The organism is Catellatospora bangladeshensis (assembly GCF_016862575.1).
GTDB classification, from domain to species: domain Bacteria; phylum Actinomycetota; class Actinomycetes; order Mycobacteriales; family Micromonosporaceae; genus Catellatospora; species Catellatospora bangladeshensis.
On record NZ_BONF01000009.1, the window covers coordinates 62,351 to 88,935 of the forward strand.

General features: G+C 72.2%; 27 protein-coding genes. 11 read left to right on the forward strand and 16 right to left on the reverse strand.

Features of this window, described 5'->3' with window-relative positions; translation table 11 throughout:
- Window position 1: 1 nt before the first annotated feature.
- The 10 genes from Cba03nite_RS07530 to Cba03nite_RS07575 all read right to left on the reverse strand — a co-directional run bounded on the left by Cba03nite_RS07530 (window position 2) and on the right by Cba03nite_RS07575 (window position 12,183).
- On the reverse strand, window positions 2–2,767 hold the full coding sequence (locus tag Cba03nite_RS07530) for a cation-translocating P-type ATPase (protein ID WP_203743479.1): 2,766 nt from the start codon (window positions 2,765–2,767) through the stop codon (window positions 2–4).
- Between the two features lie 89 nt (window positions 2,768–2,856).
- Window positions 2,857–3,219: an SHOCT domain-containing protein gene (locus Cba03nite_RS07535; protein ID WP_203743481.1), complete on the reverse strand. Its 363-nt coding sequence runs from the start codon at window positions 3,217–3,219 to the stop codon at window positions 2,857–2,859.
- A gap of 30 nt (window positions 3,220–3,249) precedes the next feature.
- Complete coding sequence (locus tag Cba03nite_RS07540) at window positions 3,250–3,699, reverse strand: DUF6325 family protein (RefSeq protein ID WP_203743483.1); 450 nt, start codon at window positions 3,697–3,699, stop codon at window positions 3,250–3,252.
- A 100-nt stretch (window positions 3,700–3,799) separates the two neighbouring features.
- Window positions 3,800–5,008 carry a nitrate/nitrite transporter gene (locus tag Cba03nite_RS07545; protein WP_239125545.1) on the reverse strand — a complete coding sequence of 403 codons (1,209 nt, stop codon included), beginning with the start codon at window positions 5,006–5,008 and terminating at the stop codon, window positions 3,800–3,802.
- Window positions 5,005–5,307: a DUF6755 family protein gene (locus Cba03nite_RS07550; protein ID WP_203743485.1), complete on the reverse strand. Its 303-nt coding sequence runs from the start codon at window positions 5,305–5,307 to the stop codon at window positions 5,005–5,007. The genes Cba03nite_RS07545 and Cba03nite_RS07550 overlap by 4 nt, the downstream gene beginning before the upstream one ends.
- Window positions 5,307–5,813: a QcrA and Rieske domain-containing protein gene (locus Cba03nite_RS07555; protein ID WP_239125546.1), complete on the reverse strand. Its 507-nt coding sequence runs from the start codon at window positions 5,811–5,813 to the stop codon at window positions 5,307–5,309. The genes Cba03nite_RS07550 and Cba03nite_RS07555 overlap by 1 nt, the downstream gene beginning before the upstream one ends.
- A 55-nt stretch (window positions 5,814–5,868) precedes the next feature.
- Window positions 5,869–6,522: a 4Fe-4S dicluster domain-containing protein gene (locus Cba03nite_RS07560; protein WP_203743487.1), complete on the reverse strand. Its 654-nt coding sequence runs from the start codon at window positions 6,520–6,522 to the stop codon at window positions 5,869–5,871.
- Window positions 6,519–8,804: a molybdopterin oxidoreductase family protein gene (locus Cba03nite_RS07565; protein WP_203743489.1), complete on the reverse strand. Its 2,286-nt coding sequence runs from the start codon at window positions 8,802–8,804 to the stop codon at window positions 6,519–6,521. The genes Cba03nite_RS07560 and Cba03nite_RS07565 overlap by 4 nt, the downstream gene beginning before the upstream one ends.
- A 1-nt stretch (window position 8,805) precedes the next feature.
- Window positions 8,806–9,807 (reverse strand): hypothetical protein, encoded by a 1,002-nt coding sequence (locus tag Cba03nite_RS07570; protein ID WP_239125547.1) that lies wholly within the window; start codon window positions 9,805–9,807, stop codon window positions 8,806–8,808.
- Between the two features lie 75 nt (window positions 9,808–9,882).
- Window positions 9,883–12,183 carry a glycogen debranching protein gene (locus Cba03nite_RS07575; RefSeq protein WP_203743491.1) on the reverse strand — a complete coding sequence of 767 codons (2,301 nt, stop codon included), beginning with the start codon at window positions 12,181–12,183 and terminating at the stop codon, window positions 9,883–9,885.
- Window positions 12,184–12,335: 152 nt separating this feature from the next.
- On the opposite strand from Cba03nite_RS07575, the gene Cba03nite_RS07580 reads away from it, so the two are divergent.
- Together Cba03nite_RS07580 and Cba03nite_RS07585 are read left to right on the forward strand one after the other, a co-directional pair.
- A complete protein-coding gene (locus Cba03nite_RS07580; RefSeq protein ID WP_203743493.1) occupies window positions 12,336–12,986 on the forward strand; it encodes a dienelactone hydrolase family protein in 651 nt (216 codons plus the stop codon).
- Window positions 12,987–13,076: 90 nt separating this feature from the next.
- The gene (locus tag Cba03nite_RS07585) at window positions 13,077–13,790 is read left to right on the forward strand and encodes an NRDE family protein (RefSeq protein ID WP_203743495.1); all 714 of its coding nucleotides are present in this window, start codon (window positions 13,077–13,079) and stop codon (window positions 13,788–13,790) included.
- A 1-nt stretch (window position 13,791) separates the two neighbouring features.
- Here Cba03nite_RS07585 and Cba03nite_RS07590 read toward each other — a convergent pair whose 3' ends face one another.
- Together Cba03nite_RS07590 and Cba03nite_RS07595 are read right to left on the reverse strand one after the other, a co-directional pair.
- Window positions 13,792–14,685, reverse strand: coding sequence for a GNAT family N-acetyltransferase (locus Cba03nite_RS07590; protein ID WP_203743497.1), 894 nt, complete (start codon window positions 14,683–14,685; stop codon window positions 13,792–13,794).
- Between the two features lie 60 nt (window positions 14,686–14,745).
- Window positions 14,746–15,546, reverse strand: a complete 801-nt coding sequence (locus Cba03nite_RS07595; RefSeq protein WP_203743499.1) for a helix-turn-helix domain-containing protein — start codon at window positions 15,544–15,546, stop codon at window positions 14,746–14,748.
- Window positions 15,547–15,588: 42 nt separating this feature from the next.
- Here Cba03nite_RS07595 and Cba03nite_RS07600 point away from each other — a divergent pair, with 42 nt between their 5' ends.
- Both Cba03nite_RS07600 and Cba03nite_RS07605 read left to right on the forward strand, forming a co-directional pair.
- Window positions 15,589–16,170, forward strand: a complete 582-nt coding sequence (locus tag Cba03nite_RS07600) for a TIGR03086 family metal-binding protein (protein ID WP_203743501.1) — start codon at window positions 15,589–15,591, stop codon at window positions 16,168–16,170.
- Window positions 16,171–16,210: 40 nt separating this feature from the next.
- Window positions 16,211–16,933 carry a DUF4184 family protein gene (locus tag Cba03nite_RS07605; RefSeq protein ID WP_203743503.1) on the forward strand — a complete coding sequence of 241 codons (723 nt, stop codon included), beginning with the start codon at window positions 16,211–16,213 and terminating at the stop codon, window positions 16,931–16,933.
- A gap of 78 nt (window positions 16,934–17,011) precedes the next feature.
- Here Cba03nite_RS07605 and Cba03nite_RS07610 read toward each other — a convergent pair whose 3' ends face one another.
- Window positions 17,012–17,218, reverse strand: coding sequence for an RNA-binding S4 domain-containing protein (locus tag Cba03nite_RS07610; RefSeq protein WP_203743505.1), 207 nt, complete (start codon window positions 17,216–17,218; stop codon window positions 17,012–17,014).
- 47 nt (window positions 17,219–17,265) lie between these two features.
- Window positions 17,266–18,375 (reverse strand): M20 family metallopeptidase, encoded by a 1,110-nt coding sequence (locus Cba03nite_RS07615; protein WP_203743507.1) that lies wholly within the window; start codon window positions 18,373–18,375, stop codon window positions 17,266–17,268.
- A 46-nt stretch (window positions 18,376–18,421) separates the two neighbouring features.
- Between Cba03nite_RS07615 and Cba03nite_RS07620 the strand changes: the two genes are divergently transcribed.
- Window positions 18,422–19,510: a winged helix DNA-binding domain-containing protein gene (locus Cba03nite_RS07620; RefSeq protein ID WP_203743509.1), complete on the forward strand. Its 1,089-nt coding sequence runs from the start codon at window positions 18,422–18,424 to the stop codon at window positions 19,508–19,510.
- Window positions 19,511–19,516: 6 nt separating this feature from the next.
- On the opposite strand, the gene Cba03nite_RS07625 is transcribed toward Cba03nite_RS07620, so the two are convergent.
- Window positions 19,517–20,581, reverse strand: a complete 1,065-nt coding sequence (locus Cba03nite_RS07625) for a hypothetical protein (protein WP_203743511.1) — start codon at window positions 20,579–20,581, stop codon at window positions 19,517–19,519.
- A 99-nt stretch (window positions 20,582–20,680) separates the two neighbouring features.
- On the opposite strand from Cba03nite_RS07625, the gene Cba03nite_RS07630 reads away from it, so the two are divergent.
- Window positions 20,681–21,760: a calcium:cation antiporter gene (locus Cba03nite_RS07630; protein ID WP_203743513.1), complete on the forward strand. Its 1,080-nt coding sequence runs from the start codon at window positions 20,681–20,683 to the stop codon at window positions 21,758–21,760.
- Between the two features lie 61 nt (window positions 21,761–21,821).
- The gene (locus tag Cba03nite_RS07635; protein ID WP_203743514.1) at window positions 21,822–22,073 is read left to right on the forward strand and encodes a hypothetical protein; all 252 of its coding nucleotides are present in this window, start codon (window positions 21,822–21,824) and stop codon (window positions 22,071–22,073) included.
- 55 nt (window positions 22,074–22,128) lie between these two features.
- On the opposite strand, the gene Cba03nite_RS07640 is transcribed toward Cba03nite_RS07635, so the two are convergent.
- The gene (locus Cba03nite_RS07640) at window positions 22,129–23,010 is read right to left on the reverse strand and encodes a hypothetical protein (RefSeq protein WP_203743516.1); all 882 of its coding nucleotides are present in this window, start codon (window positions 23,008–23,010) and stop codon (window positions 22,129–22,131) included.
- Window positions 23,011–23,559: 549 nt separating this feature from the next.
- On the opposite strand from Cba03nite_RS07640, the gene Cba03nite_RS07645 reads away from it, so the two are divergent.
- The 4 genes from Cba03nite_RS07645 to Cba03nite_RS07660 are packed head-to-tail and all read left to right on the forward strand — an operon-like array spanning window position 23,560 to window position 26,573.
- Complete coding sequence (locus tag Cba03nite_RS07645) at window positions 23,560–24,516, forward strand: 3-oxoacyl-[acyl-carrier-protein] synthase III C-terminal domain-containing protein (RefSeq protein WP_203743518.1); 957 nt, start codon at window positions 23,560–23,562, stop codon at window positions 24,514–24,516.
- Window positions 24,513–25,415 (forward strand): diiron oxygenase, encoded by a 903-nt coding sequence (locus Cba03nite_RS07650; protein ID WP_203743520.1) that lies wholly within the window; start codon window positions 24,513–24,515, stop codon window positions 25,413–25,415. The genes Cba03nite_RS07645 and Cba03nite_RS07650 overlap by 4 nt, the downstream gene beginning before the upstream one ends.
- Window positions 25,405–25,665 (forward strand): hypothetical protein, encoded by a 261-nt coding sequence (locus Cba03nite_RS07655; protein ID WP_203743522.1) that lies wholly within the window; start codon window positions 25,405–25,407, stop codon window positions 25,663–25,665. Before Cba03nite_RS07650 ends, Cba03nite_RS07655 begins: the two co-directional genes overlap by 11 nt.
- A complete protein-coding gene (locus Cba03nite_RS07660) occupies window positions 25,662–26,573 on the forward strand; it encodes a class-II aminoacyl-tRNA synthetase family protein (protein ID WP_203743524.1) in 912 nt (303 codons plus the stop codon). The genes Cba03nite_RS07655 and Cba03nite_RS07660 overlap by 4 nt, the downstream gene beginning before the upstream one ends.
- Window positions 26,574–26,585: the final 12 nt, after the last annotated feature.

Here is a 26,585-nt window from a genome sequence, read left to right on the forward strand (position 1 = left end):
TCTACGCGGCGGTGCCGCCGGGCACGGTCGCCGCTTCGGGGCGGGCCGGCACGCGGTGATGCCGGCGGCGCAGCACGAGCTTGATCAGTTCCTCGACCACCAGCAGGGACAGCGCGATGGCGATCGCGATGCACCACAGCCGCAGGCTGAGACCGGTGGTGCCGAAGATGCGCGCCAGCGGGTCGAGCAGGGTGACCAGGATGATCGCCAGCAGTGCGAAGCCGTAGCGGCGCAGCTGCGCCACGCTCGGGATGGCGTCGCGGTCGAAGATCGTGTTCAGCTGGTCCCGCGACAGCAGCCCGGCGACCAGGTGGAACAGCGACAGCGTGGTCAGCAGCATGGTCGCGCCGACCACCGCGCCGCCCGCGGCGAACCCGATCTGGTACGCCCACAGCGACCCGACCGTCATCACCGCGCCGAGCACGCACAGCCGGACCCAGTCCGTGGCCGACAGCACCGGCGCGCCGACCGGGCGGGGCGGGCGGCGCATGAGCCCGCTGGTCGGGTCGTCGAAGCCGAGCGCGATGGCGATCGGGATGTCCACCACCATGTTCAGCCACAGGATCTGCAGCGGGTTGAGCGGCGTACCGGCCGCGATGTCCAGCAGCCCCGCGACCAGGAAGATCGCGATGTAGGCGACCAGCGTGGACATCTGGAAGCGCAGGTACTTGAGCAGGTTGTCGTATAGGCCGCGGCCGTACTCGACGGCCTTGACGATGGTGGCGAAGTTGTCGTCGGTGAGGATCATGACGGCGGCCTCCTTGGAGACCTCCGTGCCGGTGATGCCCATGGCCACGCCGATGTCGGCGGCCTTGAGCGCCGGGGCGTCGTTGACGCCGTCGCCGGTCATCGACACGACGTTGCCGCTGGCCTTGAGCAGCCGCACCAGGCGCAGCTTGTCCTCCGGCGCGACCCGCGCGATCACCCCGAGCTCGGGCAGCCGGGCCAGCAGCTCCTCGTCGCTCATCGCCGCGAACTGCGTGCCGGTCACCGCCCGGCCCTCGATGCCCAGCTCCTTGGCGATCGCCGCGGCCGTGGTCGCGTGGTCGCCGGTGATCATCCGGACCCGGATGCCCGCCTCGCGGCACTCGGCGATGGCCGCCTTCGCCTCCGGCCGGGGCGGGTCCACGATGCCGACCATCGCCAGCAGCGTCAGGTCCCGCACCTGCCCGATCAGGTCGCCGGACGGGTCGAACGCGGCCGGGTCGAAGTCGCGCTGCGCGACCACCATGACCCGCTCGCCGGCCGCGGCGATGCGATCGTTGGCGTCGGTGGCCAGGTGCCGGTTGGCGTCGGTGACCGGCAGCACGGTCCCGTCCGGCTTGCGGTACGACGCGGCCCGCGCGATGAGCACGTCCGGCGCCCCCTTGACGTAGCAGCGCACCACCGGTGCACCGGCGTCGCTGGTCATGTGGTGGAACGTGGCCATGAACTTGTAGTCGGAGTCGAACGGCACCTCCGCGATGCGCGGATAGGCACGCCGCGTCTCGGCCAGGTCGAGCCCGCCTTTGGCGGCCAGCACGATCAGCGCGCCCTCGGTCGGGTCGCCGATCAGATTCTCGCCGTCCAGCACCGCGTCCGCGCACAGCGCCATCGGCAGCAGGTACGGGTCCAGGTCGAGGCGGGCGCCGCCGACGTGCTTGATCTCGCCCTCGGTGCGGTAGCCCTCGCCGGTGACGGTGAACCGGTTCTCGCCGGGGATCGCCAGCTCGCGCGCGGTCATCTTGTTCAGGGTCAGCGTGCCGGTCTTGTCGGAGCAGATCACCGACGTCGAGCCGAGCGTCTCCACGGCGGGCAGCCGCTTGACGATGGCGTTGCGGCGGGCGATCTCCTGCGTGCCGATGGACAGCAGCGCGGTGACCACGGCGGGCAGGCCGGTCGGGATGGCCGCCACGGCCAGCGCCACACCCGTGATGAACAGCGTGTTGAACGACTCGCCGCGGGCCAGGCCGATGAGCACCACCAGCGCCAGTGCGATGCCGGCGATGGTAGCGATGATCTTCGAGAGGCTGTCCAGCTGCTTCTGCAGCGGCGTCTTGTCCGCCTCGGTGCCGGCCAGCAGGTGCGCGATGTGCCCGATCTCGGTGCCCATGCCGGTCGCGGTCACGATCATCTCGCCCCGGCCGCGGGTGACCGACGTGTTCATGTACGCCATGCAGGTGCGGTCGCCCAGCGGCACGTCCCGCCCCGGCACCGGGTCCGGGCTCTTGCCGACCGGCAGGCTCTCGCCGGTCAGCGCCGCCTCCTCGATCTCCAGCGTGGCGGCGACGCAGATCCGGCCGTCGGCGGGCACCCGGTTGCCCGCCTCGACCAGCACGATGTCGCCGGGCACCAGCTGCTCGGCGTCGACCTCGACCGCCTGGCCGTCGCGGCGCACCCGGGCCACGGTCTTGAGCATCTGGGCCAGCGCCCGCACGCTCTCCTCGGCCTTGGCCTCCTGGCGCAGGCCGATCACCGCGTTGAACACGGTCAGCCCGGCCAGCACCAGCGTGGTGCCCCACTCGCGCGTGACGAGCTGGTTCACCACGGCGGCGACCAGCAGCACGATCTGCATGAAGTCCCGGTACTGCCGCAGGAATGCGGCCACCGCCGACTCCTTCTTGCCCCCGGCCAGCCGGTTCGGGCCGTGCTCGGCCAGCCGCCGCTGCACCTGGTCGGCGGACAGGCCCTGCTCGATCGGCACCCCGAACTCGCGGGCCACGTCGTCGGCAGCCCGGCCGTACCACGGGACCGAGGTTTCCTTACCGGCCTGCTGGTCGACTGCCATGGCCGCTCGCTTTCTCGAGCCTTTGCTCTGCACACAAATACGCAACGGTCGCGTATTTGTGTGCAGAGCAAAGCGGGTGGCGGTGTACCTCAGCCGGCGAGGATCGCGGCCTTCTGCTGCTCGAACTCCGCGTCGGTCAGCACACCCTGCGCCTTGAGGTCGGCGAGGGTCTTCAGCTGCGCCAGCTTGTCCTGCATCACGTCACCGCCCGCGGCGGCCGGCGGCTGCTGCGCGTACTGCTGCTGCTGGGCGTACTGCTGTTGCTGCTGCGCGTACTGCTGCTGCGCCATCTGCTGCTGGTGGTACTGCTCGGCGTACTGCTGCTGCTGGTCGTACTGCTGCTGCTCCTGGTCCGCCCAGCGGCCGGCCTGCCGGCGCGAGACGCGGTTGGACACCGCCGTCGCGGTACCGGCGATCACCGCGGTCCGGGCCACCCCACGAATCAGTCCCATGATCATTCCCCCGTTCCGTGGGCGCGTCGGTTACGCGCCCGCCTCCGCCACGGCCAGCAGTTCCTGCACCGGGATCCGGCCGCTGGCCACCATCTGCGCCCCGCCGCGGCGCCAGGCCCGCGCCAGCGGCGCCGCCCAGACGTTCTCGTAGATCAGGATCCCGGCCGAGTTGCCGGGCTCGATCGCGTTGGCCGCCTCCTGCAGGTCGTCGCGGCCCAGCAGCCCGGACGACGCCCCCTGGAAAACCGCGAACTCGCGGGCGCCCGCGGCGTCCATGTCCTCGACCCGGATCGCGCTGATCGTGCCGTCTGCGTCCTTGCGGATGAACGCCAGGTCGAGGATGCGCACGATGCCCCGGTCCACCAGGTCCAGCAGCAGCGGGATGCCCTCGCCGGTCATCTTGTTGCCCGGGAACTCGATCACCAGGTAGTCGACCGGCCCCATGGTGTCGAGGTCGTGACTAGTGTCCGTCGCGCTCATCTCGTAGGCCTCTCTGATGGTTTACACGCCTTTGTCCGTGCTTGTGTGAGCATCGTAGGCACGGTCCGGCCACGATGTGGCCCGAATGCGAAAGCAGCTCTCAATGCCCGGCGACGGCCGGGCGGCGGTTGCGCTGGGTCCACGAGTACGCCAGCGCGGCGAGCGCCACCACGGCCAGCGCGAGCAGGCCGAGGGTGTAGCTGCCGGTGGCGCCGTACACCGCGCCCATCACCAGCGGCGGGACGAAGCCGCCGAGGCCGCCCATCGCGCCGACGATGCCGGTCACCGCGCCCACCTTCGGCCCTGGCACCACCTGCGCGACGAGCGAGAACACCGCGCCAGCGCCGGCGCCCAGCATCGCTGCCATCACCAGGAACGTGAACGTCGCCCAGGGGTAGAGCGGCGGCGCGAACGCCTGCCAGGCCGCCATCACCGCGAGCACGGCCAGGCAGCCGCACAGCACCTTCGCCGCGCCGATCCGGTCGGACAGCCAGCCGCCCGGCGGCCGGAACACCACCGCGACCAGCGTGAACCCCGCCGCCTTGAGCGAGGCGTCGCCCTGTTCGAGGCCGTACTGGCTCTGCAGGTAGGTGACCAGGTAGACGGCGAACGAGACGTAGCCGCCGAAGGTGACCGCGTACAGGCCGGACAGCGGCCAGGTCATCGGCATCCGTGCCGCCTCGGAGAACCGGTGGCTGAACGGCTCGCTCGGCACGGTCCGGCCGGGCGGGTCGCGCAGCACCAGCCAGGCCACCACGCCGTAGACCGCCAGCACGATCGCGCACAGGTAGAACTGCGCGTTCGGCCCGATCTCCCGCATCGGCTTGGTGAGCAGCGCGGCGATCGCGGTGCCGCCCATGCCCATCCCGATGACGCCGAGCGCGAAGCCGCGCTTGGCGGGCGGGAACCAGCCGTTGCCGTGCGGGATCGCCGCCGCGAACGGGGTGCCGCCCAGGCCCAGGAAGAACCCGACGGCCAGCATCGCGGGGTAGGAGTCGCCGGCCACGCTCAGCGCGAGCACCGGCAGGATCGTGAGCAGCGCGATCGCGGGCAGCACCTTGCGGGCGCCGAGCACGTCGGTGAGCCCGCCGACCGGGATCCGGCCCAGCGAGCCGACCAGCACCGGCACCGCCACCAGGATCGACTGCTGCAGCGAGGTCAGGCCCAGCTGCTGCTTGTACACCGCCGATAAGGGTGAGATCAGGCCCCACGCCCAGGCGGTGAGCAGGAAGCCGAGCGCGGCCAGGATCAGGTTGACGTACGCCCCGCGCGGCACCGTGTCCACGGGAGCCTGGCCGCGGGCGGTCACCGGTCGCGCCGTTCGCCCAGCCGCCACGCCCACAGCGCGACCAGGAACGAGGCGACGCTGAACGCCGCCGCCCACCACGCGGTGCGGGTCTGCCCCATCATCCAGGCGTTGAGGCCGATCGTGATCGCCCACAGCTGGCCGACCACGATGGACAGCACCAGCGCGAGCCGCCCGGACAGCATCGACGAGCGCTCCGGATCGGTCTCGACCCCGGCGCCCGGCCCGGGGCCGGTGCTGCGGATGCGCGGGTCGGCATACCCGCTGGTGGGCCTGATGCGCGGATAGCGGTCGTGGGTCATCAAGCTTCCTCTCCGGATCGCAGCGTGCCCACCGCGTAGATGCCGTCGGCGCGCTCCTCCAGCAGCACCCGTGGCAGCGGCCGGGGCGGGGGACCGGCGGTGACCGCGCCCGTGCGCGGATCGAACACGCCCTCGTGACAGGGGCAGTAGAGCTCGCCCCGCTCGCCCCGGTCGGCCCGCCACAGCACCGCGCAGGCCAGGTGCGTGCAGATCGACGAGTACGCGACCAGCGTCCCGTCGGCCATCCGCAGCGCCACGGCCCGGTCCTCCTCGCCGGGGTAGCTGAACGCGACCGACTCGCCCGGCGCGAGCGCCGCCGTCACCAGCTTCGGCGGGGCGGCGCCGTCGCCGTGCCGGTGGAAGATCCCGGCGGCCGTCACCGCGCTGCCCAGCGCCAGCCCGCCCGACATGGTCACCGCCAGCCGCAGGTAGTCCCGCCGGCTGGTCAGCGAGTCCGCCGCGATGCGCTCCCGCAGCGCCGCGACCTCCTGCTCGTCAACGCTCACAGCCGTGCTCCGTGGTTCGCGCCTGCGGTGCTCCGCTTCGCTGCGCTCCTCGTGCTCACAGTGGCTCCCCGAGGACGTTGTCGGCGTTCGGCTCCAGATGACCGGCCGGTTGCGGGCTGCCCGTGACGCGCGGGTGCTCGCCCGCGCCACCGGGCAGCGGCAGGTCGCGCGGGCGGTCCCCGGGCACCACCACGGCCACGCCGGTGGACAGGATGGTCCCGTCGATGTCGAACGTGCTGGCCACCTCGACGCCGGGCCGCTCGCTGCGCAGCTCGTCGAGCGTGCCGTAGAAGATCGAGCCGGTCGGGCACACCGTGGCGCACATCGGGGCCAGCCCGTACGACGTCCGGTCGTAGCACAGGTTGCACTTGAACTGGAGCTTCGCCGCCAGATCGATCTTCGGTACGCCCATCGGGCAGGCGTTGACACAGTTGCCGCAGCCGATGCAGCGGCTCTTGTCCGCGTCGTGCACCACCCCGTCCGGGGTGACCAGGATGGCCTCGGCCGGGCACACCTGCGCGCACGGCGCGAGCGGGTCCTCGCAGTGCATGCACACGGTCGGGCTGGACGCGACGCTGTTGCCCTGGTCCAGGTAGTCCAGGTGGATCATCGAGCGGCCCCGGTGCGAGTCGCACTCCCGGCACGCCGAGACGCACGCCTGGCAGCCGATGCACCGGCCGGGGTCGATGACGATGGTGCGGCCCATCATGGCTGTGACGTCCCCCTTCCCTGTGACGAGGTGGGCGGCAGCCGCTCCGCGCGGGCGCGCTGCGCCTCGGCGTAGGACTCCCGGCCCGGCGGCATCGGCGGCGGGGGCACCGGCGTGATCTCGGCGGCGGCCTCGATCCGGCAGGCGCACACCTTGTACTCGGGGATCTTCGAGCGCGGGTCGAGCGCGTCGATGGTCATCTCGTTGGCGGCCACCGGGAACGGCCAGTGGTACGGCACGAACACGGTGTCCGGCCGGATCGCCTCGGTGACCAGCGCCGGGAACGTGGCCGAGCCGCGCCGGGTGTGCACGGTCACCGGGTCGCCGTTGGCGAACCCGTGCGACGGGTGCACCTCGATCCACGGCCGGGGTGTCTGCTCGACCAGCCCGCCCAGCCGCCGGGTCTGGTTGCCCGACAGGAAGTGCGCCACGGTGCGCCCCGTGGTCAGCGACATGGGGAACTGGTCGTCGTACGGGTCGGCCGGCGGGTGCCAGCCCACCGCCTGCATGTGGATCTTCCCGTCGGCGTGGGCCGTGCGCCCGTCCTCGAACAGCCGCGGCGTGCCCGGGTGCGTCACGTCAGGGCAGGGCCAGGCGATGCCGCCGGTCTCGTCGAGCCGGGCGTAGGTGATGCCGTAGTAGTCGTTGACCGTGCCCCGCGACGCGATCCGCAGCTCCTCGAACACCTGCTCGGAGCCGGTGAAGGCGAACTTGTCCCCGGCACCCAGCCGCCTGGCCAGCTCGCACAGCACCCAGGTGTCGGTGCGCACGCTCGGCGGCGGCTCCTGCGCCTTGCGGTGGCGGACCACCCGCGCCTCGGCGTTGGCCATCACCCCGTCGTCCTCGGCCCACACCGTCACCGGCAGCACCAGGTGCGCGTTGGCGGCGGTCTCGGACAGGAAGAAGTCGCACTGGGCGTGGAACTCCAGCGCGTCGTACCCCTCCTTGACCACGTGGTAGTTGGGCAGCGACACGAACGGGTTGTTGCACACGCCGAGCAGGCCGCGGATCTCGCCGCGGCGCATCTGGTGCACCATCTCCATCATCGAGGTGCCCGCCAGCGGCAGGTCGGCCTCGTCGATGCCCCAGATCTCGGCGACCTGCCGCCGGTGCACCGGGTCGCTGATGGAGCGGCCGCCGGGCAGCATGTCCGACTTCTGGCCGTGCTCGCGCCCGCCCTGGCCGTTGCCCTGGCCGGTGATGGTGCCGTAGCCGGCGCCGGGGCGGCCCAGGTTGCCGGTGGCCACGCACAGGTTGATCACCGACAGGCAGTTCTCCACGCCCTGGGTGTGGTGCTCGATGCCGCGGGCGTGCCAGGCCATCGCCCGGGGCGCGGTGGCGAACATTCGCGCCACCTGCACGACCTGCGCGGCGGGGATGCCGCAGATCTCGGCCGCCCGGTCCGGGGTGAACTCGGCGACCGCCGCCTTCACCTCGTCCCAGCCGGTGGTGTGCGCGTCGACGTACTCCTGGTCGACCAGCCCTTCGGCGATCACCACGTGCAGCACCGCGTCGAAGAACGCCGCGTCCGTGCCGGGGCGCAGCGCGACGTGCACGTCGGCGGTGCGCGCGATGCTGGTCTCGCGCGGGTCCACCACGATCAGGCTCGCGCCCCGGTCCCGCGCGCCCCACAGGTACTGGGTCATCACCGGGAAGCACTCGCCCACGTTGGACCCGGCGATGAGCAGGCAGTCGGTGAGCAGGATGTCGGCGAACGGGTTGGCGGCCCGGTCGATGCCGAAGCTCAGCTTGTTCGCCCCGGCCGCGCTGACCATGCACAGCCGGCCGTTGTAGTCCACGTGCCGGGTGCGCAGCGCCACCCGCGCGAACTTGCCGACCAGGTACGTCTTCTCGGTGAACAGGCTGGCCCCGCCGAGCATGCCGAACGCGTCGCGGCCGTGGTCGGCCTGGATGCGCCGGATCTGCTCGGCGGCCACGTCCAGTGCCTGCTCCCAGGAGACCGGCCGCAGGTCGTCGGTGCGAGTGCGGCGCAGCAGCGGCGCGGTCAGCCGGTCCGGGTGGTTGACCTGCTGGTACGCGTTGAGGCCCTTCGGGCACAGCCGCATCCGGTTGATGTCGTGGTCGCGCGGCTCGAGGCCGAACACCTTGCCCTCGTGCACGCGCAGGTACATGCCGCACTGCACGCCGCAGAAGCAGCAGTGCGTGGGCACCAGCGTCTCCTCGCCGCGGATCGCCCGCCACCGGTCGGCCGGGATGCCGCCCGCGTCCCGGAACCGGGTGGTGCCGGGCGGGCTGATGTCCGGGTCGAGCGGGATCGTCACGTCAGAACCCTCGCTTCACTTCGGTGCGGTACGCCTGGCCGCGCGCCAGCCGCTTGCAGCGCGGGCAGGTCAGCACGACCTGGTCGAAGCCGAGCTTCAGGTCCTGCATCGTGCCGCGCAGGTTCTCGACGTACGCCGTGGTGTCGATCGGCTCGCCGCACACCCGGCACGGCTGCACCGACCCGTGCTCGGTGTACTTGAACAGCTGCATGCCGACCGCCGCCGGGCGCTGCGCGATGTGGAAGAACTTGCCGAAGGGCAGGTAGAGCAGCGTCAGCACGACCGCGGCCATGTGCAGCACGGCCAGGAACTGGTAGCCGCCGCCGTGCAGGAAGACGCTGGAGAAGGTGAGCAGCAGCCCCGTCACCGAGATGATGATCAGCGCGAGCAGCGGCACCAGGTCGTAGCCGAAGCGCTGGCCGGTGCCGGCCTCCCGGTCGCGCATCCGCCGGACCAGGAAGTACGTCGCCCCGGCGATCACCAGGACGGCGGCCAGGTCGAGCCCGTGGAACGCGATCCAGCCGACGACCGACAGCGCGTCGAACTTCGCCAGGCTGAACCCCCACAGGTTCATCGAGTACTGCGGCCCGGAGCCGGTGGGGGAGGTGAAGGTGAACCAGCCCCAGCTCAGCGGGAACGTGATCAGGGCGGCGAGCACGCAGCCCCAGAAGATCAGCTGATGGGCCGCCCAGCGCGAGCGCGACCGCGCCCCGAGGAACTTCTGGAAGCCGAGGTACGTGGCGATCATGCGGGGCAGCGCGGTCGGCGCGCGACGCATGTTCTGCCAGGACAGGGCCGCGCCCCAGCCCTTCTTGAACAGCCGCCGCGCGCCCGGCGACGAGATCCACACGGTGTAGCGGTAGGCGATGCCGAAGGCCAGGAACACGCTGGCGATGGCGTAGGGGGCCAGCGCCGAGTCGAAGTTGTGCAGGCCGCGGCTGCCCAGATAGATCGCCGCGCAGAGCACGAGAGCGGTGACGATGCCGGCGACCACGGGCCTCATACGCCCGATGCTATGGAAAGAGAAGTGCTGTTCATGCCGTTTTAGCAGCATGAACAGCACCTTCTCGCGATGCGGCTACTTCGCGATGAGCAGCAGCACCGCCCGGCCGCGCAGCACGTAGGCGGTCCCGGCGCCGCCGATCAGCGCCTCGCTGCCGGGCGCGGCGACCTGTCCGGCGCCCTCGGCCCAGGGTGCCGTGTCGGTGACCCGGTACCACTGCTTGCCCGCGGGCGGGGCGGGCAGCGTGAAGGTCACGTCGCCCGACCAGCCGTTGTAGGCCGTGTAGAGCGCCGCGGCCGGGTCGCCGAACTCCGAGCCGTCGATCCGCCAGGCCAGCGCGTGGTTGCCCGCGCTGCTCCAGTACGCCGAGTCCGGCGCTACCCCGGCCGGGGTGAACCACTCCAGCTGGCCCATGCCGTTGGCGTTGGTGTCGGACGCGGTGTAGAAGTTCACCGGCCGCAGCGCCGGGTGCGCCTTGCGGAACGCGATCATCCGCTGGGTGTAGGTCTTGAAGTTGGTCTCGTCCGTGGTCAGCGACCAGTCCAGCCAGTTCGCCGAGGAGTCGAGGTTGTACGGGTTGTTGTTGCAGTTGATCGACCGAAGCGTCTCGTCGCCGCCGGTCATCATCGGCGTGCCACCCGACAGCATCAGGAACGCGAACGCGTTGCGCGCCGCCTTGCGCTGGTCGGCGGCCACCCCGCCTTGGTCCCAGGAGATGTTGTCGTCGCTGCCGCCGTCCGACGGCCCGTACGGCCAGGCCTGCCCGTTGTTCTTGGCGTTGCACGAGTACAGGTCCTTCTGGGTGAACCCGTCGTGGGCCACCATGAAGTTGACCGAGTGCCACGGGCGGCGGCCGTCGTCGCCGTACAGGTCCGACGAGCCCGCGAACCGGGTGGCCAGCTCGCTCGGGGTGACCGCGTCCACGCCCAGCTTGTTCTGGTCACGGCGCAGCGTGTCGCGGTAGATGCCGTTCCACTCCGACCACGCCGCCGGGAAGTTGCCGACCTGGTACGTGCCGGTGCCGATGGCCCACGGCTCGGCGATCCAGTCCACGCCGCTGCCGCCGGCCGCCGGGCGGGCCGGCAGCTCGGCGGTGAGCCGGTTCAGCGCGGTGTTCGCGTCGGTGCGGCTGTAGCTGAAGCAGCCGTGCTGGCAGGTGTTGCCCAGCACCGAGGCCAGGTCGAACCGGTAGCCGTCCACCCCGAGGGTGTTCTTCCAGTACGCGACCGAGTCCACGATCAGGTTCTGCGCGGCCGGGTTGCGGGTGTTGAAGTCGTGCCCAAGCCCCGTGTGATCCATGGAGCCCTGCATGTCGCTGGTCAGCGAGTAGTACGCCGGGTTGTCCAGCCCGCGCCACGAGAAGATGTGGTACGTGTTCTTGTCGCCGATCGCGCCGCCCTCGGCCGTGTGGTTGTAGACCACGTCGACCAGCACCTTGATCCCGGCGTCGTGGAACGCCTTGACCATCGCCTTGAACTCGCGGGTCGGCCCGCCGGGGGACTTGTCGTAGGAGTAGCGCCGGTCCGGGGCGAAGTAGTTCAGGGTCATGTAACCCCAGTAGTTGTCGCCGGTCGTGCTGCTCGGGTTGGTGTCGTTGGCGTCGTTCTGCGTCTCCTGCAGCGGCAGGAACTCCACCGCGGTGACGCCGAGCGAGGCCAGGTAGGCCGCCTTCTGCCCGGCCGCCTTGTAGGTGCCGCGCTCGGCCGCCGCGATGCTCGTGTCGCTCCTGGTGAGGCCGCGCAGGTGCACCTCGTACACGATGTCGTCCTTGAAGGCCCGGGTCGGCTTGGTGCCGAAGCTCGTGGCGTCGGCGGCCAGCACGATGCCCTTGGGCGCGATCGTGCCCGTGTCCACCGCGCGGTTGGCCGGGCCGGACGAGTAGGCCGAGGCGACCCCGTCGGGCAGTGCGGTGTCGTGGCTCATCTCGCGGGCGTACGGGTCCAGCAGCAGCTTGTTCGGGTTGAACCGGTTGCCGGAGGCGTCCACGTCTGACACGAATCCGGTGCTGGAGCCTTTGGTCCAGCTCGCGCTGTACGGCCAGTTCGGGCCCCAGGCCCGGTAGCCGTAGTAGACGGTGCCGGTGACGCCCGCCGCCTGGAGGGTGGCGGTGCTGACGGTGACCGCCCAGACGTCGCCGGTGCCCTTGGTCAGCACGTAGGACGCCTTCTCCTGGGCGCCGGTGGCGGCGGCGTAGACGTAGACCGCGATCCGGGTGGCGCGGGACGAGTACACCCGGAAGTTGATGTTGCTGCCGGAGTAGCGCCCGCCGAGCGTCTGGGTGTCGATGCCGGCGGATGCGGGAACGGTGGGGGCGACGAGGGTGAGCCCGGCGGCCGTCAGGGTGGCGGCGAGCAGGGCCCTCCAGAGGCGATGCATGACGGTTCCTTCCCGTAACGGGCGTTTGGGGAGGCGGAGCGTTGCAAGACCTTGCAAAGGTTGACTCAGGTTACGTGCAAGTTTCAGCGGCGTAAAGGGTCGTTAAGGCGGCGGTCGCGCCGTCGCCGCAGGAGGATGGAGGGGTGGAGGACATGACGTCCGCAGGCAACGGCACCGCCGCCGAGGTCGTCATCCCGGTGACCGGAGCCGCGCTCGGCGCGCATCTCGCGATACCCCCGCAGGCCGCCGGCCTGGTGGTGTTCGTGCACGGCAGCGGCAGCAGCCGGCACAGCCCTCGCAACCAGTACGTCGCCCGCTACCTGCGTGACGCCGGGCTCGGCACGCTGCTGTTCGACCTGCTCAACGAGGCCGAGGAGGGCGACCGCGGCAACGTCTTCGACATCGGCCTGCTCGCCGGGCGGCTGTCCGAGGTGCTCAGCTGGGTGCGTGGGCAGCAGGCGGCGCGGGGCCTGCCCGTCGGGCTGTTCGGCGCCAGCACCGGCGCCGCCGCCGCGCTGTGGGCCGCCGCCGACGCGGGCGACGGCGTCGCGGCGGTGGTGTCCCGCGGCGGCCGCCCCGACCTCGCCGACGGGCGGCTGGCGGCGGTACGCGCGCCGACCCTGCTCATCGTCGGCGGGCTCGACCACACCGTGCTGGAGCTCAACCGGCAGGCCGCCGCGCAGCTCACCTGCGAGCACGCCGTCGAGGTCGTGCCCGGCGCGACGCACCTGTTCCCGGAGCCGGGCACCCTGCAGCAGGCCGCGACGCTGGCCCGGGACTGGCTGGTCCGGCACGTCCGCTGACCGTGCGCCCAGACGGCTCACGTCCACATACGACCGAGGTGAGTCCTGCGCGCACGGCGGCCCGGTGGCGGCACGGCTACAGTGGCGATCATGTGCACCGTCGCGGTCAGCTTCGAGCCGTCATTCCCGGTCCCGCTGCTGGCGCTGGCCGTACGCGACGAGCTGCTGATGCGGCCGTGGGAGGCGCCCGGCGCGCACTGGCCCCGCCACCCGGGCCTGCTCGGCGGCATCGACCTGGTCGCGGGCGGCACCTGGCTGGCCGTCGACCCGGCTGCCCGGCGTGCCGCGTTCGTGCTCAACGGGCGCGGGCAGCTCGCGCCCGAGCACGGCCGCCGCTCCCGGGGCGAGCTGCCGCTGCTGGCGGCCTCCGGTGCGCCGCTGCCGGCGGACCTCGCCGCCTTCGACCCGTTCTACCTGGTCACCGCCGGGTTGACCGGCGCGTCCATGGTGAGCTGGGACGGCGCTGAGCGGGACGAGACGGCCCTGCCCGAGGGCGTCACCGTGGTCGTCAACAGCGGCGCCGACCCCGCCGAGCCGCGTGCCGCGCGGCTGCTCGCGGCGCTGCGCGCGGGCGTACGCCCCGACCCGGCCGGCGGCTGGGGCGACTGGCTCGGGCTCGCCGCCGGGCAGGGCGTCGCGCGGGAGGACGACGCCGCGCTCATCCTGCGGCGCACCTTCGGCGACGACCTGCGCTACGGCTCCAGCTCGGTCACCCTGCTCGCGCTCGGCCCCGACCTGGTCCGCTACGACTTCGCGGCCGTGCCCGACGAGCCCGGCCCGCTCGTGCTGACGAGGGTCCTCTGAGTCAGCCCAGCTCGCCCAGGCAGGACCACTGCGCGGCGACCGGCTGGTAGCCCAGGCGGGCGTTGACCGCGAGCATCGGCGCGTTCGACTCGTCGTTGGACGTGTACGCCATCGTTACGCCCCGCTCGGCCGCCCGATGCAGCGCCACGGTCTTGACCAGCCGCGCCAGGCCCCGCCCCCGGTGCTGTGGCATGGTCGCGGTCATGTCCGACCACATCCGCGAGCCGTCGCGCTTGACCAGCGTGAACGCGGCGATCTCGGTGCCGTGCAGCGCGGCGGTGCTGGCCTCGCGGTCCAGGCCTAGGTGGTCCCACACCTCGTAGCGCCAGGTCTCGAAGGAGACCGCGTCCTTCGGTACGTCGCCGGGCTCGTCCGCGCTCGCGGCGACGTCTGCGGCGTACACGGCGCGCGCGTCCAGGGCGGACAGCGGGACGGTGGTGACGCCGGGCGGCGCGTCCGGCACCGGCGGGGCGAGCCGCGCCTCCAGCGCCGAGTAGCGGACCTCGCGGCTCGGCGTGAACCCGCGCGCACGGGCGAAGTCCAGCGAATCCGTCTGCGCCCAGGCGCGCACCCGGCGCACCCCGAGCCCGGCCAGGTGCTCGCGGGCCGCGCCGAACAGCGCGGTCCCGGCGCCGCGCTCCCGGTGTTCGGGGTGCACGTGCAGCAGCGAGATGTCGCCGAAGCCGTCCTCGGACGTGGTCGTGTTCCGGAACGCCGACACCCAGCCGACGACCCGGCCGCCGTCCTCCGCGACGAACGCGGTCCAGCCGCCGTCCGGCGGGTCGGCGATCATCTGGCGCGTCGAGTCGACCCCGCGCACCAGGTACGGGTACACGGCGGCGCGCAGCGCGACCACGTCGGCGGCGTCATCGGGTCGTGCGGTCCGCAGTTCCACGCGGGATCTCCGTCCTCCGGGGCTGTTCCCGGACGAGCATGCCCGGCCCGCCTCGCCCGTTCAACGGGATATCGCCGCAGCGTACGCCGCCGGGGACATGCCGATCGCGGCCGTCACCTCGCGTACCAGGTGGGCCTGGTCGCTGTAGCCCAGCTCGGCGGCCAGCACGGCCCAGTCCACCGCGCCCCCGGCCCGTTCGATCGCCTCGTGCACGCGGTAGCGCAGGATCACCCACTTGGGACTCACCCCGACGTACTCGGTGAACAGCCGTTGCAGCGAGCGGGTGGACAGGCCCGCATCACGGGCGAGGTCGTCGACCCGGCGTACGCCCCGATCGTGGCGGACCCGGTCCGCCAGCTCCATCGCGGACCGCACCTGTTCGTCAGGCTCCGGCCGCAGGCCCAGCAGCAACCCGTCGAGCAGTGCCGCCGCCTGCTCGTCCGGCAGACCGTCGAGCGCCGCCACCGTGCCGAGCGACGGCAGCGCCCGCGCGAGCGGGACCCTGCGGTCGGTCAGCGGGGCGGGGGAGGCGCCGGAGAACGCGCGGAAGGCGCCCGGCCGGAACTGCACGCCCCGCACCCAGCCCCGTTCCGCCAGCTTGATCGAGAACAGGTGGCGGCTCACCCCGGACACCTCCGCAGTGACCGGCTCGCCGTCCCCGGTCCGCATCACCACCAGATTCACCGCCGGATGGCCGACCACGTGCTGCTCGTACGGCTCGTCGAGGTCCCAGTCCACGAACCAGTGGTGCTCGACCAGCCCGGCCAGCCCCGCCGCGGGCGCGAGGCGCCGGAACCGCACCCGGCGCATCAGCTCGGCAGGGTCGACGATGCCCCGGGTGTCGCGGCGCGGCTGTCGCATTTCTTCAAGACCCCCTGGCTGACCGCTGCCTACCGTGACGGTATGACGACCATCTCGAACCTACTGCGCGCCTCGGCCGACCGGGCCGCGCCGGTGCTCGCCGCGATCCGTGACGAGCAGCTCGGCGCGCCCACCCCTTGCGCCGAGTACGGCGTGGGCGACCTGATCAACCACCTGTTCCAGGTCGTGGACAACTTCGAGGGCCTGGCCCGCAAGGAGCCCACCGACTGGTCGGGCACCCCGGACGTGCTCGGCACCGACTGGCGTGTCCGCTTCGCCGCCGAGACCGATGCGCTGGTCGCGGCGTGGACGCCGGAGTCGGCGCTGGAGGGCGTCTCGGTGAACATGGGCCTGCCTCAGCTGACCATCGGCCGGATGGTGCTGCTCGACCTGGTGCTGCATCCGTGGGACCTGGCCGTGGCCACCGGCCAGGAGTTCACCCCCGACGCGGATGCCGTCGCCGAGCTGCACACGCTCGCCGACGACCTCGGGGACATGCCGCGGAAGATGGGCGTGTTCGGGGAGGAGGTGCCGGTCCCGGCCGATGCCGACCCGTTCACCCGCCTGCTCGGCCGTGCCGGTCGCGATCCACGATGGCGTGCTCACGCCGCTGCTCGGCACTGACGGGACTGACGCCGCTCGCGGCAATCGATAGCCTGCGGCGGTGCCGCTGACCTTCCCCTCGCACGCCGCGCTGCCGCTGCCGCTCAAGCTGTGGCGGCCCCGCTGGTTCGACGGCGTGGCGCTGGCCGTCGGGGCGGCCGCGCCGGATCTGGCGTACGCGCTGGACGGCTCCGGGCTGCCGGTCTTCCCGCTGTCGCACCAGTGGCCGGGGCTGTTCCTGTTCTGCCTGCCGGTGACGCTGGTGTGCGCGGCGCTGGTGCGGGCGGCGGCCCCGCTGGTAGCGGCGCACCTGCCGGTGCGTCCGGTTGCACTGGCGCTACGCGACTACGGCGTGCTCGGCGCCGTCCGTCCCGTGCTCGCCGTAAGCGTGGCCTCGGCCCTGCTGGCTTCGGCGAGCCACCTCGTCTGGGACCGGATCACCGAACCCGTGCCCGTGCTGGATCTGGCATCCAGCGCGGGCGGGGCGCTCGCCGCGCTCGCGCTGGCGACGCACGCCGGGCGATCCCGCCTGCTGCGGACCTGGCACGGCGCACCGCCGGTCCGGCCCACCCGGCCGTGGCTGTTCTGGGGCGTCGCCGTGGCGGTGACCGCCGCCGGTGCTGCTGCGGCCACCGGCCTGCCGGGCGCGTTCCTGCTCCACACGACCGGGGCGAGGCTCATCCTTGCGCTCGCCGCGGGACTGCTCGCCGCGGCCGCCGCCACCCACCTCGCCACCACGCGCCCCGGCCCGGCCGCCACCGCCGATCCCGGCGTGCGCCCCTGACGGAGACGCGCCTTCCAGGCTGCCGAGACCGCGAACCAGGAGTTGCGCCACCGGAGGGACGGGGAGGGCGGGGAAGGCTCAGACGACGCGGAGGCGGTGGGTGTCGATGACGACAGTGTCGCCGCGGTGCAGCTGGCGGCCACGGCGCAGCTCCACCTCGCCGTTCACGGTCACGTCGCCGTCGGCGATGCGCAGTTTCGCCTCGCCGCCGGTCTCGATCACCCCCGCCAGCTTGAGGAACTGGCCCAGCCGGATCATGTCGTCGCGGATCGGTACGTCGGTCACGCCCCTATCATCGCGCAGCAGCTCGCGGCCGGAGCCACGGTGTGCCGTCACGGCCGTCCGGGCAGACCCTGCAGCAGCTCGCGCAGCGCGCGGTAGTACGGCATGACCGTGGTCAGATCGGCGTACTCGTCGGGGCCGTGCAGGCCCGCGCCGCCGATGCCGAAGATGACCGCGTCGATGCCGCGCTGGGAGTAGAAGCGGCCGTCGGCGGCGCCGTGCTTGCGCAGGAAACCGGCGGGGAAGCCCTGGGCCTGCGCGGCGTGCCGCAGCGCGGCCACCTCCGGCCGGGCCCGGTCGGCGTGGTGCGGCGCGTCGGCGTGCTCGACCGTGACGGTGATGCCCGGACCGCAGATGTCGCCCAGGTGGGCGGCGATCTGCTCGGCGGTACGCCCGTCGAAGCCCGGCTCGCCGGGCGGGAAGCGGATGTCCAGCCACGCCTCGGCCGACGCCGGGACCTGGTTGAAAGCGCTGTTCGGGGTGTCCAGCCTGGCCAGGTTCACGGTCGTGGCCCAGGCTTCGGTCTGCGGCAGCGGGTAGGCCTGGTGCAGCGCCCGCACCGCCTCCATGATCGTGAGCAGTGCGTTGTCGCCCTGCCAGGGGTAGGCGCTGTGCGCGGCCCGGCCGGTCGCGGCTAGCCGGGCCTGCAGGATGCCCTTGGAGTCGGTGACGATCTCCAGCCCGCTCTGCTCGCCGATGACCACGAACTGCCCGGTGACCCCCTGTTCCAGCTGGTGCAGGGTGCCGTTGCGCCCGCCGACCTCCTCATCGGTGACCAGCTGCAGCGCCAGCGGGTACGGCAGGACCGGGGCCAGCTCGGCGAACACGTACGCCATCACCAGCGCGGACACCTTCATGTCCTGGGTGCCCCGGCCGTACAGGCGCTCGCCCTCGCGCCGGGCCGTGAACTGCTCGGGCGTCCCGGGCACCACGTCCAGATGACCGTTGAGGATCACCGGGAACGCCGGGCGCGGGCCGTCGACGGGCCGGTACAGCAGCGCGCTCGGCTTGCCCCCGGACTCGAACCGTTCGACGGTGAATCCCGGTCCCACCACGCCGAGCACCAGGTCGAGCGCGCGGTGCAGTTCGGCGGGGCGGTCGGCGGTGGACGGCACGGCGATCAGGTCGGCCGCCGTACGCAGGAACGGCTCCAGCTCCATCCCGCCATCCTGCCCGGTGTCACCGGTCACGGCTAGCATCGCGGCAATGGACGCTCTGCGGCTCGCCTCGTGGCGGATGCACAACCTCGGCCTGCGCGCACCCGGCGACGGCACCCCGGCCGGGGTGGTGGCGCGGCTGGGCGCGGTGCAGTCGCAGGACTACGGGCCCGCCACCTGGTCGGTCGGCGAGCGCATCGCCGGGGCGGCGGAGGACGTGGTGCACGGCGCGTTCGCCGAGGGCGCCGTGCTGCGCACCCACGTGCTGCGGCCGACCTGGCACTTCGTCGCGCCGGAGGACATCGGCTGGCTGCTGGCGGTGACCGGGCCGCGCGTGCACCAGCTCAACGCCTACTACTACCGGCAGCTCGCCCTCGACGAGCCGCTGCGGTCGCGCTGCGACGCGATGCTCGTGGAGCTGCTCACCGGACGGCAGCTGACGCGCAAGGAGCTGGCCGCCGAGTTCGACGGCGCGGGCATCGGCACCGAGGGCTTCCGGATGGCGTACATCCTGATGAACGCCGAACTGAACGGCCTGATCTGCAGCGGCGCGATGCGCGGCAGGCAGCACACGTACGCGCTGCTGGCCGAGCGGGCGCCGCAGTCCCGGGCGCTGGACGCCGACGCCGCGCTGGCCGAGCTGACCCTGCGCTACTTCACCAGCCACGGCCCGGCCACGGTCAAGGACTTCCGCTGGTGGTCGAGCCTCACCCAGGCGGAGATCCGGCGCGGTCTGGACCTGGTGCGCGCCAGCCTGGACAGCCTGGAGGCGGACGGGCTGACCTACTGGTTCGCGGGCGCCCCGCCGGCGGCCGCCGACGCGGACCCGCCGGTCGCGCACCTGCTGCAGGCGTACGACGAGTACATCGTGGGTTATTCGGAGAGCAAGCACCTGCTGAACGTCGCCGGTCTCGGCAGCGGGCAGCGCTGGGACCGGCCCGTCTTCAACGGCGTGCTCATCATCGGCAGCCAGCTCGCGGGCCACTGGAAGCGGACCGTCGGCCGCCGCGAGGTCGCGATCGAGGTGCTGCTCTACGCGCCGCTCGACGCCGGGCAGGCCGCTGCCGTGCAGGCCGCCGCCGACCACCACGGCCGGTTCCTCGGCCTGCCGGCCACGGTGACCACCACGATGCTGTAGCCGCGGTCAGCCCGGCCGGACCGCGCCGGAGTTCTTCGACACCATCAGCCCGGACACGTCCACCGCTTCGAAGTCGGAGCCCTGGAGGTTCTTCAGCGCCCGCAGCGCGTCGTTGGACCAGCGCTCGTCGGGTGCGCCGGACAGGTACCACGGGGAGCCGTTGTCGGCGACGATGACGCCGTAGGTCTTCATCGCCTCGGCGATGACGCGGGCCTGCTTGGGCAGCTTGGACGTGTTCACGCTCGCTTTGAGGCGCAGGCGCAGTCCCATCGGCGGCAGGTTCGCGTCGGACGAGCTGGACGCGGCGTGCCGGGCGGGCCAGACGTAGGAGTCGCGCGAGCGCGGCACGGTGATGCGCAGCGCGTGGGTGATCCGCCCGGTGGCGACCTCCTCGTAGCGGGCCAGCCCGGCGAAGACGGACAGCCCGGCCGCGTCCGCCGAGGTCCAGCCCGCCGGCCGTAGTCTGTGCGAGCGCAGGTCGAAGATCGCGCCCGACCCGGCGCGCCAGCCGGACCCGGACGGGTACGCGGCGTACAGCTCGTACACCTTGCACGCGGCGGCGTCGTACAGGATGACGTGGCGGTCGCCGTCGCTGCCGCGCCCGCCCTCGACCTTGGCGTCGGCGGGCACGGGGTAGGGGCCCTTGTCGCTCTCGGACGCGTACTCGAAGCTCACCTTGACGGTCGTCTGCCCAGGCTTGACGGCGGTCACCGGGATGCCGATGGGCGCGCCCTCCCAGGTGCCCGAGCCGAAGTCGGGGTGCATGTGCGCGTCGGCGCCGATGCTGTTCACGTACGCCGCCGACGAGCGGTGCACGGGCAGCTTCGACACGTCGGCCCGCCACACGCTGTCGGCCGGGAACACCCCGCACGCCGCGGCGGGCGAAGCGGAGGCGGCCGCGCTCGGGCTCGGGCTCGCCACGGCGGACGGGCCGGGCGTGGCCGAGCCGGGCACGAACACGGGCGTGGCCGGTGCGGCCTCGGGGGTGGCGCTGCCGCAGGCGGCGAGCCCGAACACGGCGGTCAGCGCGGCCAGCCGCCGCGGCACTGCGGCGCGGGAACGTGAGAGCACCCGCAGAATCTAGTGCCGTCCGGCGGTACGGGCACGACGGGCCGCCCTGATGCGAGGATTATGCAGGTAGAAGCGGTTTGTCCGCCGTAGCCTCGGTACATGCTCAAGACCGCGCGTGCTCTGTCGTGGTGGGCGGCGATCCCGCCGCTGACCGCGATCGTGCTCGTGCTCGCCTGGGGACGGCCGCTGTCCAACCCGGCCATCGTCCTGGTCGCCGCCGCGCTGATCGCAGCGGTCGTGGTCGCGGTGCACCACGCCGAGATCGTCGCGCACCGGGTCGGCGAGCCGTTCGGCACGCTGATCCTCGCGATCGCGGTCACCGTCATCGAGGTCGGCCTGATCATCATGCTGATGACCTCGGCCGGGTCGGGACCGTCACCGCTGGCCCGGGACACCGTGTTCGCCGCCTTCATGATCGTGTGCAACGGCGTGGTGGGACTATGTCTGCTCGTCGGCGCGCTGCGACATCGGGAGGTCGAGTTCCACGTCGAGGGCGTGACCGCCGCGCTGGCCACGCTGAGCGCGGTGGCGACCCTGGCCCTGGTGCTGCCGTCGTTCACCATCAGCGCCCCCGGCCCCACGTACTCCGGGCCGCAGCTCGCCTTCGCCGGCGTCGCCTCGCTCGTGCTGTACGCGTCGTTCGTGTTCGTGCAGACCGTCCGGCACCGCGACTACTTCCTGCCGGTGGACACCGGCGAGGACCACCACGCCGACCCGCCCACCCGCAAGGCGGCGGTGCTCAGCCTCGTCCTGCTGCTGGTCTGCCTGGTCGTCGTGGTGGGCCTGGCCAAGATCGAGGCTCCGGCGATCGAGAAGGCCGTGGTGGCCGTGGGCGCCCCGCACGCCGTGGTCGGTGTCGCGATCGCGTTGCTGGTGCTGCTGCCGGAGACGGCCGCGGCGGTGCGGGCGGCCTCCCGCAACCGGGTGCAGACCAGCTTCAACCTGGCCCTGGGCTCGGCGCTGGCCAGCATCGGCCTGACCATCCCGTCGCTCGCGGTCGCCTCGATCTGGCTGCCGAACACGCTGATCCTCGGGCTCAGCCCGAAGGACATGGTGCTGCTGGCGATCACCCTGATCGTCACCGTGCTGACCGTCGCGCCCGGCCGGGCCACCCTGATGCAGGGCATGGTGCACCTGACCCTGTTCGGCGTCTTCCTCTTCCTCTCCTTCGTGCCCTGACCGGGGCGGCGGACCCGGCGCGGGTGGCCTACGCTGCGCGCAGTCTGCTGAAGGAGAACCCGTGCGCCACCCCGCCGACACCGAGCACTACGGAAACCGTGCGCTGAGCTACGGGATGGTCGGCTTCCTGCTGGTCGCCGCAGTTTCGTACGTCACCCGCGACGGCGACCTCACCGTGCCCCTGTACGTGCTGGGCGGCTACCTGATGGCTGTCGGCCTGGTCTACGGGGCGGTGCAGGCGGTGGCCTCGGTGCAGCGCGACCACGAGGACTGGCGCCGCCGCCTCGACCGCGCGACCCGCGAGGAGGGCTGAGACATCGGGTGCACGGCGGCTCCCGGGTCGTGGCCACAACCCAGGAGCCGCCGTGTCATTCGGGATCGCCCTCTGCCGGGCCGTCGTCGTCGATCGCCGTCGCCGTCGCGCCGCCGACGCGGCTGACCAGGCCGAGCTCGGCGGCGCGCACACCGGCCTGGAAGCGGGAGGTCGCGCTCACGTCGCGCATCATGTCCGCCACGTGCCGCCGGTAGGTGCGCACGGACATGCCGAGGCGGCGCGCGGCCACCTCGTCCTTCGCGCCCGCGCCGAGGTAGGTCAGGACCGACTGCGCCGTCTCCTCGCGCAGCTTGTCGCTGAGCCGGACGATCTCCGCCAGGGGAGTGCCCGCGCCCCAGCTCACCTCGAAGACGCTGCGCAGGAAGTGCACCAGCGGCTGGGCGGACAGCAGCACCGTCTGCGCGGCGGCGTGGTCCTCGGCGGTGTTGCGCAGGATCGCCTCACGGCCGTCGGTGATGACGAGGTTCTGGCCCTGGAAGTCCCAGGAACGGAAGCCCGGGTGCTCGTACAGCGCCCGGTCGGCCGCGACCAGCGGGCCGGTGGCGGCTGCGGGCACCAGCGCCCTGATCCGCACGCCCCGCCGGTCGGCGTGCCGGAGCAGGTCGACGGTGTGGTTGCGGCGGTCGTCGGCGATGTCCCCGGCCGACAGCACGCACAGCACCTCCCGCCGCGCCCGCATGATCGCCTCGCCCGCGACCGCGTGGAACACCGCGTCGTCACCGGGCAGGTGGCGGATGTGGTGGCCGTTGCCGCGCCGCCGCGACATGGCCCGCTCGATCAGCTCCTGGGCCTGCGACAGGACCGTCTCCACCTCGTCGTGGTGGTCCGGCGCCGGCTCGAACGGTCGTGACCGGGCGTGACCTGCCCGGGGCTCGTGGAACCCCCGGTGCGGCAGGCCGCTCTGTGATGCCTTCATCAAAACTCCCCCCGAGTTTCGGAATGCTGGCAGGAACATGTCGCGCTCGGATGTTTCGCGGTGCGCCCCTCCACGCCCGTATCCATCCACAAACTACGATCAGTATGTTTCCGGCCGATGTTCGCGCCCGCGTGCTCGTGGCGGACGAACACCTGGACCCGGCCTCGGCCTGGTGTATGTCCATCCAAGATCGCGAGCGTAGGCCAATGTGGACGGTCCTGCAATCACGGAAAGGTGTCAGCAGGAAGAACGATGGCGCGGATTAGGGTCAGACCGGCGCATTACCGACGCTGACCTGCGCATTGAGGGCAGCCTTCCCACCGGCTGAGAACAATGTCACCTGCGCCGATGTCGATCTCCGTCGCATCGGCGACAGGCGTCCGTACTTCGGGACGGCGGCTTGGCAGCTTGTGGTCACACCCCGCCCGCCTCCGGCACCTGCGCTGGCAGGTTGCTGCGGTGACGTTCCGTTCGGCTTGCACGCTGCGGTTTCATGGACCCCGCCCGAGGACGGGCAAGCAGGCTGGGGCGACCGCGAGGGGATGGCGCATGTCCAACGTGTACGTGAGCGACTTCGTGTACGCGCTCGGCTCCCGCAAGACACACGTCACCGAGTCCGAGGCGGCCGGGCGGCTGCTGTCGTCGGCCGAGGACCTGGAGTCGGCCGGATTCGCGTGGCACCACCTGTGCGAGCCCGGAGAGTCGGCGTACGGCCTCGCCGAGGCGGTCACCGCGCAGCTCGCCGAGAGCGGCCGGCTGACCGGGATCGACGCGATCGTCTACGCCACCTGCCTGCCGCTCAACGGCAACATCGGCGACCCGGGCGAGTTCGCCCGCACCCGCGACGTGAAGCACCTGATGGACTTCCCGGCCAGCCGCCTGCAGGCCGACTTCGGCCTCACCGACGCGGTGGTGCTGGGCCTGAACCAGCAGGCGTGCACGGCGATGCCCGGCTCGGTGCGGCTGGCCGGCGCGCTGCTGGCCGCCGAGCCGAGCTGGCGCAAGGTGCTGTGCGTGACCGCCGACCGCTTCCCGGACGGCGCGATCTACGAGCAGGCGTACAACCTGATCTCCGACGGCGGCGCGGCCTGCCTGGTCGGCCGCGAGCCGGAGGGCTTCCGGCTGGTGAGCGCGCACCAGATCACCAACGGCGCGCTGGGCCAGGCCACCGACGACGAGACCGTCGGCTCCTACTTCTCCTTCACCCACCGGCTGTTCCGGGAGTCGCTGGACCGGGCCGGGCTCACCGTCGCCGACGTGGACTGGGTGGTCACCCAGAACACCAACGACAAGGCATGGCAGATCCTCGCCCGGCTGCTCGGCGTGCCGCTCGACCGGGTGTGGTTCCCGTCCATGCCCGACGCGGGGCACATCATCTCGGCGGACAACATCGTCAACCTGGCGCAGCTGATCGCGTCCGGCCAGCTCCGGCCCGGCCAGCGGGTGGTGCTGATGATGGCGGGCTTCGGCCTGAACTGGCAGAGCCTGATCCTGGAGGCCGTGTGACCGTCACCGCCGCCGCCCGGCTGCGCGATGCCATCGCGTCGCTGAAGGAGACCTCGGACCGGCTGAGCCGGCTGTCGCAGCGCTCGTACCAGAACCCGTACACCGCCGTGGACTGGCCGGAGTCGGTGGACCCGGAGACCGAGTGGTTCAGCTCGCCGGAGCTGCTCAGCCTGTACGGCACGCCGGTCTGGGACACCCTGGACGAGCGGGCGCGCTGCCGGCTGGCGTTCCACGAGGCGGCCAACTTCTACAGCCTCAACATCCACGGCGAGAAGGGCCTCATGCAGGGGCTGGCCGCCCGGCTCTACCGGCGCGACCTCGCCGACGTGGCCGACTACCTGCACCACTTCCTCGACGAGGAGAACAAGCACAGCATCTTCTTCGGCGGCTTCTGCACCCGCTACGCCCGGGTCTACCCGACCAAGCAGGTGTCGTTCGAGGTGAAGCGGCCGCGCGACGTGGAGGACTTCCTGTTCTTCGCCCGGGTCATGGTCTTCGAGGAGATCGTCGACCGCTACAACTGGTGGCAGGGCCGCGACGAGCGCCTGCACCCGGTCGCCCGCTTCATCAACAACAACCACCACTTCGAGGAGGCCCGGCACCTGATCTTCGGGCGCCGCCTCGTCGAGGCGATGTGGCAGGCCTGCGCCCCCGCCTGGGACGACGAGCTGATCGAGGACGTGCGCGAGCACCTCACCCAGTTCCTCGTCACCAGCTGGCGCGAGTACTACAACCCCGCCGTGTACGCCGACGCCGGGCTGGCCGACCCGTACGACCTGGCCGAGCAGGCGTGGGCCGCGCCCGCGCAGCGCGAGCACCGCAGGCGCACCTCCACCAAGCTGCTCGGCTACCTCACCTCCACCGGAATCCTGGTCAAGGAGCCTGTCGATGCATTCTGAGCCCGAGATCCGCCAGGCGCTGCGGGAGTGGATCCTCGGCAAGGCCCGGGACCTGGACCCGGCCGCGCTGACCGACACCACTCCGCTGTTCGAGCGCCGCTACCTGCGCTCGCTGCACGTGCCGGAGCTGCTGCTGCTCCTGGAGCGGTTGCGCGGCGAGCCGATCGACGTGGAGGACCTGGGCGCGGGCGACTTCCGCGACATCGACACGCTGCTGGCGAAGTTCGGCCCGGCGCGGGCGGCGTCGTGACCGTCACCGTGTCCGCGGGGCTGTCCTCGATCGGGCTGCGCTGGTACGAGACCGGGCAGGCCGGGCTCAGCGGCCCCCTGCTGCGGCTGGCCGAGGAGTGCGACCGCGCGTTCCGTACCCTCGCCTCGGTCTGGGAGGCGGCCGACGAGCGCCACCCGTCCGCGCTGCCCGCCGAGCGGCTGCAGCGGCTGGACTACCTGCACTCGTTTCCGCACCAGGCGACGTTCCCGGCCCGGCTGGACCCGGCCCACCTGGACGAGTTCCTGGCCGGGGAGCCGGTCACCGAGTCCGGTGCGGTGGACCTCACCCCGCTGGCCCCGGTGACCTCGGTGCTCACCCCGGCCGCCTGCTACCACCTCTACCACGCGCACGAGGGCAGCAGCTTCTCCGCGCCGGTGTACCTGACCACCCGCAACACCTGCTACCGCCACGAGGAGCGCTACGAGCCGCTGCGCCGCCAGTGGGCGTTCAGCATGCGCGAGATCGTGTGCCTGGGCACCCACGACGAGACCGAGGCGTTCCTGGCGCAGGCCCGCGCGGTGGTGGACGAGTTCCTCGGGCTGCTGGACCTGCCGGTGGCGTGGCCGACGGCGACCGACCCGTTCTTCCGGCCGCGCGACAACCCGCAGTACCTGATGCAGCGGCTGCAGCCGAGCAAGCACGAGGCCACCTACGGCGGCGACCTGGCCATCGCGTCGGTGAACCTGCACCACGACCACTTCGGCGCGGCGTTCGGGCTGCGCCGGGCCGGGCGGCCGGTGAACACCGCCTGCCTGGCCTTCGGAATCGAGCGCTGGCTGTGGGCGATCACGGACCGGCACGGGCTCGACCCGTCCGACTGGCCGTCGCCCGCCCAGGCGGCGGTGACCGTGGCCACCCGCACGGTGGCCCGCGAGGTGCAGTTGTGAGCGAGGGGGCAC

What these genes read in the sequence shown, in the direction of transcription:
- Cba03nite_RS07530 (WP_203743479.1), bottom strand. Translation starts at nt 2,767, where the DNA reads ATGGCAGTCGACCAGCAGGCCGGTAAGGAAACCTCGGTCCCGTGGTAC.
- Cba03nite_RS07655 (WP_203743522.1), top strand. Translation starts at nt 25,405, where the DNA reads ATGCATTCTGAGCCCGAGATCCGCCAGGCGCTGCGGGAGTGGATCCTC.
- Cba03nite_RS07600 (WP_203743501.1), top strand. Translation starts at nt 15,589, where the DNA reads ATGACGACCATCTCGAACCTACTGCGCGCCTCGGCCGACCGGGCCGCG.
- Cba03nite_RS07630 (WP_203743513.1), top strand. Translation starts at nt 20,681, where the DNA reads ATGCTCAAGACCGCGCGTGCTCTGTCGTGGTGGGCGGCGATCCCGCCG.
- Cba03nite_RS07620 (WP_203743509.1), top strand. Translation starts at nt 18,422, where the DNA reads ATGGACGCTCTGCGGCTCGCCTCGTGGCGGATGCACAACCTCGGCCTG.
- Cba03nite_RS07615 (WP_203743507.1), bottom strand. Translation starts at nt 18,375, where the DNA reads ATGGAGCTGGAGCCGTTCCTGCGTACGGCGGCCGACCTGATCGCCGTG.
- Cba03nite_RS07585 (WP_203743495.1), top strand. Translation starts at nt 13,077, where the DNA reads ATGTGCACCGTCGCGGTCAGCTTCGAGCCGTCATTCCCGGTCCCGCTG.
- Cba03nite_RS07640 (WP_203743516.1), bottom strand. Translation starts at nt 23,010, where the DNA reads ATGAAGGCATCACAGAGCGGCCTGCCGCACCGGGGGTTCCACGAGCCC.
- Cba03nite_RS07540 (WP_203743483.1), bottom strand. Translation starts at nt 3,699, where the DNA reads ATGAGCGCGACGGACACTAGTCACGACCTCGACACCATGGGGCCGGTC.
- Cba03nite_RS07580 (WP_203743493.1), top strand. Translation starts at nt 12,336, where the DNA reads ATGACGTCCGCAGGCAACGGCACCGCCGCCGAGGTCGTCATCCCGGTG.
- Cba03nite_RS07575 (WP_203743491.1), bottom strand. Translation starts at nt 12,183, where the DNA reads ATGCATCGCCTCTGGAGGGCCCTGCTCGCCGCCACCCTGACGGCCGCC.
- Cba03nite_RS07645 (WP_203743518.1), top strand. Translation starts at nt 23,560, where the DNA reads ATGTCCAACGTGTACGTGAGCGACTTCGTGTACGCGCTCGGCTCCCGC.
- Cba03nite_RS07570 (WP_239125547.1), bottom strand. Translation starts at nt 9,807, where the DNA reads ATGAGGCCCGTGGTCGCCGGCATCGTCACCGCTCTCGTGCTCTGCGCG.
- Cba03nite_RS07595 (WP_203743499.1), bottom strand. Translation starts at nt 15,546, where the DNA reads ATGCGACAGCCGCGCCGCGACACCCGGGGCATCGTCGACCCTGCCGAG.
- Cba03nite_RS07550 (WP_203743485.1), bottom strand. Translation starts at nt 5,307, where the DNA reads ATGACCCACGACCGCTATCCGCGCATCAGGCCCACCAGCGGGTATGCC.
- Cba03nite_RS07535 (WP_203743481.1), bottom strand. Translation starts at nt 3,219, where the DNA reads ATGGGACTGATTCGTGGGGTGGCCCGGACCGCGGTGATCGCCGGTACC.
- Cba03nite_RS07560 (WP_203743487.1), bottom strand. Translation starts at nt 6,522, where the DNA reads ATGATGGGCCGCACCATCGTCATCGACCCCGGCCGGTGCATCGGCTGC.